The organism is Streptomyces sp. NPDC005151 (assembly GCF_053599875.1).
Window position 1 is genome coordinate 1 of record NZ_JBSFYR010000188.1, and the last position, 5,759, is coordinate 5,759.

The 5,759-nt window shown below is 70.0% G+C and carries 5 protein-coding genes; 2 read left to right on the top strand and 3 right to left on the bottom strand.

What is annotated here, in order from left to right; all coding sequences use genetic code 11:
• Positions 1-342 precede the first annotated feature (342 nt).
• Complete coding sequence (locus ACWD6R_RS39535) at positions 343-1,221, bottom strand: class I SAM-dependent methyltransferase (RefSeq protein WP_451823183.1); 879 nt, start codon at positions 1,219-1,221, stop codon at positions 343-345.
• Between the two features lie 68 nt (positions 1,222-1,289).
• Positions 1,290-2,171, bottom strand: coding sequence for a site-specific recombinase (locus ACWD6R_RS39540; protein WP_451823184.1), 882 nt, complete (start codon positions 2,169-2,171; stop codon positions 1,290-1,292).
• A 196-nt stretch (positions 2,172-2,367) separates the two neighbouring features.
• On the opposite strand from ACWD6R_RS39540, the gene ACWD6R_RS39545 reads away from it, so the two are divergent.
• Positions 2,368-2,889 (top strand): hypothetical protein, encoded by a 522-nt coding sequence (locus tag ACWD6R_RS39545; protein ID WP_451823185.1) that lies wholly within the window; start codon positions 2,368-2,370, stop codon positions 2,887-2,889.
• 96 nt (positions 2,890-2,985) lie between these two features.
• The gene (locus tag ACWD6R_RS39550; protein ID WP_451823186.1) at positions 2,986-4,146 is read left to right on the top strand and encodes an FAD-dependent oxidoreductase; all 1,161 of its coding nucleotides are present in this window, start codon (positions 2,986-2,988) and stop codon (positions 4,144-4,146) included.
• A 271-nt stretch (positions 4,147-4,417) separates the two neighbouring features.
• Here the strand turns inward: ACWD6R_RS39550 and ACWD6R_RS39555 are convergent, their stop codons facing one another.
• Complete coding sequence (locus tag ACWD6R_RS39555; RefSeq protein ID WP_451823187.1) at positions 4,418-5,683, bottom strand: Tn3 family transposase; 1,266 nt, start codon at positions 5,681-5,683, stop codon at positions 4,418-4,420.
• Between the last annotated feature and the right edge of the window lie 76 nt (positions 5,684-5,759).

The following is a 5,759-nucleotide window of genomic DNA, read 5'->3' on the forward strand; positions in this document are numbered from 1 at the left end:
CGACTCACCGCCGAAGGTAGGAACCCGACGCGGCCACCCGCATACCAAACCCCTGCGAATCACCCCAACGAGTCACCCGAGCAAGATACGCACCCTTCCCCGAACACCCTCGGTCCCCTGGCCGGAACCCTTACCCTACGTGCCCCACACCACCGACAACCCCAGATAAACAGAGACCCTGTAGTGGACCCCCCTGGCCTGTCCGGCGACCTGGATGCTGGACAGGCGTCGGGCCAGGGGCGTTGAAAGCGAGTGCGTGCGCGGGGACGGTGACGGCGGTTAGGACCAGAGCGAGCAGGATGTATGTCTGCCGCCAGGACAGGTGGTCGGCGAGCGTGGCGATCACGGGGCAGGTTTGCCAGCACGGACCATGACGTAGCCCATTTTGTCCCGGCACAGGCCGAGGATCAGCGGATAGGCCGAGTCCAGTTGCGTGGCGATGTCGGTGCCCAGGAGTTCCTCGATCTGCTGGCGACGTGCCGCGAAGATCTGGGGGATCAGGTGGTAGGTGGGTGTGAAGTCGCCGGTCCTGTCACGTACGCGGTCGATGGTGAAGCCGGCCTGCCGGGCGAGGGCTGGGTAGTCGTCGAGGGAGCCGGGTAGGCGAGCGAGCGCGAAGCCTGCGCGGAACAGCGCCACGTCCTGGTCGGTGAACGGGACGTGTTCGAAGCAGTCCGCGAGGACGAGCCGGCCACCGGGGCGCAGGACGCGCCTGGCCTCGTGCAGAGCACGGGGGCGGTTGGCGAAGTGGGCGAACGACTCGATCGCCCACACGGCGTCGAACGACGCGTCCTCGAACGGCAGGTTCATCGCGTCGGCCTGCAGGAACTCGGTGCGGTCGGCGACGCCGGCGCGGGCGGCGCGTGCGCGGGCCTGCTCGACCTGGGCGCTGCTGGCGGTGATACCGAGGACATGCCCGCCGGAGACGTGGGCCAGACGCACCGTGGGCCGTCCGGTGCCGCAGCCCACGTCCAGCGCCCGTTGCCCGGGCCCGAGGGCGAGCTCGTCGATCAGTTCGTCGGTCCACCGGTCCTGCGCCGCTGTCAGCTCCTGCCACGCCTCGTCCGCCGACAGCGTCCGCCCGGGCTTCGGGCGCACCCCGTCGTCCCACATGCCCAGGTGCATGCTGTCGCCCATCGTCAGGCTGTACAGACCCCCCAAGCGGTCGTACCACGCTCCGACCTCCTGCACGGAAGGCCCCTGATCCGCTGCCTGCTCCATGACGTCCTCCCTGCGCGGACCGGTCCGGGCCGATACGCCGCGCCCGGCTCCTTTCCGCCGTGCGCACTTCAGCATGCGGGGCCGGTGAACCTGTGGGGAAGGGCGCGTGGGGCGGAGCTCGGCGCACCTCGGTGCGCCCCCGCACCACAACGGCTGGGCACGCGGCCCGGTTCGCCGCCGCGATGCTGCGGCCGATGGTGACTGGCACGGCCGATCAGGACGTCGCCGCATCCTTCGCGCGCGGCTTTGCGGTCGGTGAGGAACAGTGGGCCGCGGGTCCGGCGGGCGATGAGACGGGGCAGTAGCTGGGCGGTGCCGGATTGCCAGTGAATCCACTCGGTAGCCCCGCCTTTGGCGGTGATCCTGCCGCGCTTGTCCTGCGGGTACAGGTCTTCCACGTTCAGGCACAGCACCTCATCGGCCCGTGCGGCAGACTCGTAGAGCATCTTCCACTGTGTCTTCTCCCGGAGCCCGACGTCCAGGCGCCACAGGGCTGCGATCTGATTCTCCGCCAGGGCCCTGGTGAGGTCCCGCGGCGCCGGCCGCAGCTCGATCCCGATCGTCGGATCGCAGGTGATCCAGCCCTGCCGCTGCCACCAGCCGATCGCCTTGCGTGCGATGGACAGCTCCCGGTTGACGGTGTCGGCGTCCATCTCGTCCGCCCGCGCGGCCGCCAGCACCTCCGGCAGCGCCGGGTCGTCGATCGCGGCGATGGGGAAGACGGGCGGCCTCGCGCCCCGGCGGGCGGGTCCGGTCGGCGCCGGTTCCCCGGCGAGCATCCATCCCCACGTCGTCAGCGAGATCCGGTAGATGCGCGCAGAGGACTTGGCGATGCCCGCGCCGGTGAGGTACCGCTCGACCGCCGCGGTGTACGAGGACGGCGGGGCGGACAGGGGCACCACCTGAGCGCGCGGCAGCCGAAGCGCGCCCCCGCTCCCGAGTTCGGTCACTGGTTCGATCGTCACGCCCGCCCTGCCCTGCCCTTCCCGCACCGTCGCAGTAAATGCGTACACCTCGCCCCAGCGGCCGGAATGGTCCGCCGCAGGTCGCGGTGATCACCGTAGGGGGTCCGTCGCGGTAAATCCGGCATTTACTGCGGCACCGCCCTGACGGGCCGCCAGTGAGTGAAAGTCCGATAAGCCGACCTTGAAGCGGAACGACTGCTACCGCTATCCGCTGTACCGCCGTCCCAAGCCCGTCCCCCCAGCCGGCCAGGGCGACCGCCTCACCCCCGACGAGTCCCGCCGCCGCCTCCTCCACCTCCTCGCCGTCAAACGCCCCACCGGCGCCAACGCCGCCACCAGCATCCGCACCGCCGCCGTCGCGGCCCTCGTCGCCTCCACCGGCCGCACCGTCCCCGAACTCCACCGCCTTCGCACCACCGACCTCGACCTCGCACAACGCGTCGTCCACCTCGACACCGAGCCCCACCCCCTCGACGCCCGCAGGCTCGACACCCGCGAACACATAACCCGGCAACTCCAGGGCAGCGACCCCGGCCACCTGTGGATCCCCACCAAACCCGGCCGCCCCCGCCACGGCGCCCCTGCAGTCAAACCCGACATCAACCGCGCGGACGTCCGCACCCTCCACGCCGCCCACCGCACCCTCGTGTTCCAACTCCTCGGCCGCCCCGTACGACCATGCGCCCTTCTGCCCCGCAACTGAGCACGACGCGGATCATCCATCCGCTAGCTCACGCCGTCGTTTCGGTTCGGTCACGGGGCGGGACTGGCTTGGTGAGGGGCCGTACGTTGTATCGACATGAGACCCCGTATCGCCGTGATCGGCAGCGGCCCCGCCGGCCTTACCTTCGCCCGCGTCCTGCACCGTCATGGTCACCCTGTCACCGTCCTCGAACGCGATCCCGCCCGCGACGCCCGTCCCGCGGGCGGCACGCTGGACCTGCACGAGGGGCTGGGCCAGCTGGCGCTGGAGAAGGCGGGGGTGCTGGCGGAGTTCCAGGCGCTGTCCCGTCCCGAGGGGCAGGCCATGCGCATCCTGGACGCGGACGGGACCGCCCTCCGCGACTGGCAACCTCGTCCGGGTGACCGGGCCAATCCCGAGATCGACCGCGGGCAACTCCGTGACCTGTTGCTCGGGCCTCTGGACGTTCAGTGGGGGCGGGTCGTGACGGAGGTAGTGCCGGAGAGCCGGGATGGCGTGCTGGTCCATTTCGCGGACGGGCGACAGGAGACGTTCGACCTCGTGATCGGCGCGGACGGTGCCTGGTCCCGGGTCCGCCCGGCGGTCTCGTCCGCGACGCCGCAGTACACCGGCGTCACCTTGGTCGAGACCTCCCTGGACGACGTCGACACCCGCCACCCCGACCTCGCCCGGCTGGTCGGCGACGGTTCCGTGGCTGTGTACGGCGTGAACCGCGCGCTCGTCGCCCAGCGCAACAGCGGCGGCCACGTCAAGGTATACGCCCAGTTCCGCGTGCCGCTGGACTGGCACACGAACCCGGACCGGCATATGGGCCTGAACCAGCGCGCGGGCCTGGGCCTGGCCGACGTCGAGGCCGTGCGATCAAGCCTGCTGGCTCTGTTCGACGGCTGGGCCGCTCCCGTCCTCGACCTCCTCCGCCACGGCACAGCTTTCGTCCACCGCCCCCTCTACAACCTTCCCGTGTCCCACACCTGGGCCCACGTCTCCGGGGTGACGCTACTGGGCGACGCCGCCCACCTGATGCCCCCGTTGGGGGTGGGCGCGAACCTCGCGATGCTGGAAGGCGCCGAACTCGCCGAGTCCATCGCCGCCGCCCCCGGCCCTGGAGATCTGGACGAGGCCGTCCGCGCCTTCGAGGAACAGATGTGGGCACGGGCCGGCAGGTGGGCGAACATCACGATGGCTGGTCTGGAACGCCTCGTGAGCCCGGACCCCTCCGAAGCACTCGCCCTCTTCGACGAGGTCCAGCCTTCCTGACTGCCAAGCGCGAGAGCATGGCCCAGTCCGCCGGTTCCTCGCCCCCGGACTATCCCGGCGCGAATGAATGAGTTACTTCTGGTCCCCCAAGCACCCCGCCTGGCACCGATCGACCGGACCTGCCGAGCGCGGGCCCGACCTGGGGTTGCCTCCGTGGTGAGCGACCTGGCCGAGGCCGGTCCCAAGAACGCCGGTAGCGGCTTCCGGCCGTCGGTGTTTCGGCGGTCACAGCCGGACCATGTACGCACCCGGCGACCACAGCCGGTGATCACTACAGGTCTCCGATCGCACCCGCTTCCACGAAACTGACGACGCAACGACGGATGTGATCAAGGAACTGCGGCAGGTCGTCGGCGACCTTGTCGAACTCCGCATCATCCAGGGAGGCAGACCGGGACCGGTGGATCGCACCGCCCACCCGTTCAACTTGAGGGCACCGCGACGGCGCTCTCGGAGGTGCGCTGCCGGGGCACGGCTCCGGGAGTGAAGTCCAGCCGCTTGTCCATTTCAAGGCGGAACGTGCCGTACGGGCGATGTTCGACCAGAACAGCGCGGTCAGGCCCCGCCGGTCCTCGTCCGAGACCTTCTTCGCCCAGGCCGGTTCGGCGAGGACCTGCTGAAGCAGCAGAGTGTTGACGTGCACGAGCGCGGACTGGAGCAGATGCAGGGCGAGCATCGAAGTCTCGGCGTGCTCCTTGTCCGGGCCGGTCAGCGCGCCGTCCTTGCCGTAATGGAGCACGGTGTTGGCGCTGTTCCAGTTCTCCACGACCTGGAGCCCGCCGTGGATCTCCCGGCGCAGGCCGGGACCGGCGAGGTAGTCGCAGGCGAAGACCGTACGGACGGCGCGGCCAAGTTCTTCGAGGGCGGCGTACGTGGGGTGCTTGGGCCCTCCTCGGGTGAAGCGCCGCAGCACCTGCTCCGCCTCCGCCGTCCCCAGGCGGAGCGCGGTGGCGTACTTGACCATCTGGTCGTACTGCTGCTCGATCAGGTCCCACTTGATGGCCCGGGTCAGCGAGCCGCCGAGCGCCGGCCAGCCGGGCGGGGTGTCGTCGGGGCGGTACCGGCGGATGCTGCCGATGTTCTTCAACCTGGGCAGCAGACGGAAGTTGAGCAGCTCGGTGAAGGCGAAGCCGACGACGCTCGCGCCGTGGGTGTCGACGTAGTTCGACTCGATCTCGGCGTCCGTGCAGTGCCGCAGCAGGCCCTCGATCATCGCCGCGACCTCGGACGACGAACAGCTCTTGAGCTGGGAGCCGTTGCCGCCGTAGCGGGCGTGGTACTCGGTCATGAAGTTCGAGGACCAGGAGCCGAACTTCTTCGAGTCTGAGGCGCACGCCGTGCCCTGGCCCCACCATGCGCTGTCGCGGGCGGCGAAGGTGGCGTTGACCAGCCGGGTGACGGCGGCGCGGAGGTTGTCGACGGTGATGAAGTGGCGCCGGATGTGGCGCAGGGCGGCTTCGGTCTCGCCGTGTTCGCCGGTCGCCACGATCGCGCGGACGCCCATGTTGGTGCCCAGGCTTATCTTGAGCTCTGACACGTCGCGCCTCGTTGACCTGGGACGACGCGATGAGGACAGTGTCCGAGAAGCAGTCGACAGAGTCGTTCTGAGGCCG